The organism is Oleiphilus sp. HI0128, assembly GCF_001635365.1.
Genome location: NZ_LWGG01000821.1, coordinates 1 through 3386 on the forward strand (window position 1 = coordinate 1; position 3386 = coordinate 3386).

The 3386-nt window shown below is 43.4% G+C and carries 3 protein-coding genes and 1 pseudogene; all 4 read left to right on the forward strand.

All coding sequences use genetic code 11. The annotated features are described in order from the left end of the window. Positions 1-192, forward strand: a pseudogene (locus A3763_RS12375) (AarF/ABC1/UbiB kinase family protein); the annotation flags it as partial. Between the two features lie 152 nt (positions 193-344). Beyond that, a complete protein-coding gene (gene lepA / locus A3763_RS12380) occupies positions 345-2144 on the forward strand; it encodes a translation elongation factor 4 (protein ID WP_068507897.1) in 1800 nt (599 codons plus the stop codon). Between the two features lie 52 nt (positions 2145-2196). Then, entirely contained in the window at positions 2197-2982 is a 786-nt protein-coding gene (gene lepB / locus A3763_RS12385; RefSeq protein WP_068507894.1) for a signal peptidase I, read from the forward strand. 115 nt (positions 2983-3097) lie between these two features. Then, a partial coding sequence (locus tag A3763_RS12390; RefSeq protein WP_197482894.1) for a DUF4845 domain-containing protein occupies positions 3098-3386 on the forward strand: 289 nt, incomplete at its 3' end.

Consider the following 3386-nt stretch of genomic DNA (forward strand, 5'->3'; position numbering starts at 1 on the left):
GATTTGCCTTCACGTATTGCCAAGCGAGCTGCTGTTTCGGCAATTAGTCGTTACTTTAAAATTCCGCCAAAAGAATTTGTGTTCCTGAATCGAAAGCTGGTAGGCGTCTATACCTTTATTTCGGTACTTAATGGTCAGTTTAAGGGGCAGGACCTATTGGCACCTTATGTTGAAGCCTTTAACGTCCGGTAGCCATTCTCCGTTTTCCTTTAAACATTTCAAGAAGCCCGCAACTTATCAAACAAATATCGCCAAGTTAGCTGAAATCCTTTAGAATGCGCGGTTTGGTTGCCACTTATTCCGAGTGCTCAATTTAGATATCAACCTTAGAGTAAAATAATCCAGTGAGTAGTCTTAAACATATTCGTAATTTCTCAATAATTGCCCATATTGACCACGGTAAGTCGACCTTGGCTGATCGTTTTATTCAGGATTGTGGCGGGCTGTCGTCCCGTGAGATGGAAGCTCAGGTACTCGATTCCATGGATATCGAGCGAGAACGTGGTATTACGATCAAGGCCCAGAGTGTCACACTCGATTATAAGGCAAAAGATGGCGAAACCTATCAGCTAAACTTCATCGATACTCCGGGGCACGTAGACTTTTCGTATGAAGTGTCACGTTCTCTCGCTGCCTGTGAGGGTGCGTTATTGGTTGTCGATGCTGGTCAGGGGGTCGAGGCTCAGTCGGTGGCAAATTGTTATACCTCCATCGAAATGGGCTTGGAGGTACTTCCTGTACTAAATAAAATGGATTTGCCACAGGCCGATCCTGAGCGAGTAACCCAAGAGATTGAGGATATTATCGGAATCGATGCGTCGGGAGCGGTTCCCTGTAGTGCTAAAAGTGGCATGGGAGTTGAAGATGTTCTTGAAGCTCTAATCGAAGTGGTTCCACCTCCAGAGGGTGATGTTGATGCTGACCTTCAGGCGCTTATTATTGATTCCTGGTTTGATAATTACTTGGGTGTTGTATCTCTCGTACGAGTTAAAGAAGGCACCTTGCGTAAAGGCGATAAAATCTTAATCAAGTCAACGGGCAAAACCCACCAAATTGATGCTGCGGGAGTGTTTACACCGAAGCGTCATGAGACCGGCATTCTTAGAGCAGGTGAAGTTGGTTTTGTTGTTGCGGGTATTAAAGACATTCATGGCGCGCCAGTTGGTGATACCATCACCCATGCTAAAACTCCTGAAGTAGAGCAGTTGCCAGGCTTTAAGAAAGTCCAGCCACAGGTCTATGCCGCTTTGTTTCCAGTTAGTTCTGATGACTATGAGTCGTTTCGCGATGCCTTGGAAAAACTCACCTTAAATGACGCTTCTTTACATTATGAACCTGAGACCTCCGATGCGCTTGGCTTCGGGTTCCGCTGTGGTTTCTTGGGTATGCTCCATATGGAGATTATCCAGGAGAGACTCGAACGAGAATATAACTTAGATTTATTGACCACTGCGCCAACAGTTATTTACGAACTAGTGATGCGTAATGGTGAGGTTATTAAAGTAGATAACCCGTCTCGTCTACCAGACCCCGGTGCAGTAGAGGAGATGAGAGAGCCAATCGTAGAGGCAAATATTCTCGTACCACAAGAGCATTTGGGGAATGTAATTAGTCTTTGTGTTGAGAAACGAGGCATTCAGAAGGATATGCAATTTCTGGGAGGGCAGGTCTCTCTCAAATATGATTTACCAATGAATGAAGTGGTACTCGACTTCTTTGACCGTATCAAATCAGTCAGTCGGGGCTTCGCGTCGCTAGATTATCACTTTGTACGGTTTGAAACGTCTAATTTGACCAAACTGGACGTTCTAATAAACGGTGACAAAGTTGACGCATTGGCGCTAATTATTCATAAAGATAATGCCCACTCAAAGGGACGTTTACTTACCGAGAAGATGAAGGAGCTAATTCCTCGTCAAATGTTTGATGTTGCTATTCAAGCCGCGATTGGTGGTCAAATTGTTGCTCGGCAAACTGTAAAAGCCTTACGTAAAAACGTAACAGCAAAATGCTACGGTGGTGACGTAAGTCGTAAGAAGAAGCTTCTACAGAAGCAGAAAGAAGGTAAAAAACGAATGAAGCAGGTTGGGAGTGTAGAGATCCCGCAAGAAGCTTTCATGGCAGTTTTGAAGATTGATAATTAATACATTGCTTTCGACGTCGTTGGCTTGAGCATCAAGTAGATAAGAGAAGAGTATGGATATAGATTTTCCCCTGATATTGGTTGTACTGACTTTCGCGACGGGTTTGATATACCTTGCCGATGCAATACTCTGGAAACCAAAAAGAGATGCGGCTAAAGATAATTCATCTAGTGCAGCTAGCGAAGAAGAAATTTCTGAAGGCCCTTGGTTAGTAGAAGTTTCTAGGTCTTTTTTTCCGGTACTGGCAATCGTTTTAGTTTTGCGTTCCTTTCTTGTTGAGCCTTTCCAAATTCCTTCTGGTTCAATGTTACCAAGCCTGGAAGTTGGCGACTTTATTCTGGTAAATAAGTATGCCTATGGTTTTCGCCTTCCCGTGGTGGGAACTAAAGTCATTGAAATGGATGATCCGCAGCGCGGTGATGTAATGGTCTTTAAATACCCTAAAGATGGAAAGACCAATTATATTAAGCGAGTTATCGGTGTCCCTGGTGACAAAATTGAATATAAAGACAAGCAGTTATGGATCAACGGTGAGCTTGTCGAAGAGAAACTGTTAGCGAATTTACCTGGGCGCAAACTGTTTGAAGAGACTTTAGGCTCGGTTAAGCATAAGCTGTATGAGCATAAAGCGCAGCTAAATAGAGGTGCTGAAGGTTACTGGGAGATTCCTGAGGGCTCGTATTTTATGGTTGGAGATAACCGGGATAACAGTAATGATAGCCGCTTTTGGGGCGTTGTTCCTGACCACCTGGTTGTCGGAAAAGCCTTTGCGATATGGATGCATTGGCCAAAGTTCTTCTCCATACCTAGTTTTTCGCGTGTTGGTGCTATCGAATAAAGTTTAAGACTTTTGTTTAGCGAGTAGGCAATATCCGTATATTGAACAATACTATTATAAATGTCCTGCTTCTTGGCAGCGCAACGATTCAAATAGATTAACGATGAGGTTATACATGCGTACTGATTCTCGGCAAAAGGGTGCTTCGATGCCAGTGGTCCTGCTTTTTTTGGGTATGGCTGCGATTATTTTAACAATTGCTTTCAAGCTTTACCCCGCGTTTTATGAGCATTGGCAAATTGCATCTGTACTCGAATCTTATGATAAAGAAGTTGATTTAGAAGGGATGTCTGCTGGTGAGCTGGAAACAAACTTCCAAACCCGCTTGTTAACTAACAATGTCCGTACCTTTGATGTTAAGGAAGGCTTCTATGCTGAAGTTACAGATGAAAGTGTTTATATCT

Bases quoted from the DNA above. Each gene is read 5' to 3' on its own strand.
- lepB (WP_068507894.1), top strand. From the start codon at position 2,197: ATGGATATAGATTTTCCCCTGATATTGGTTGTACTGACTTTCGCGACG.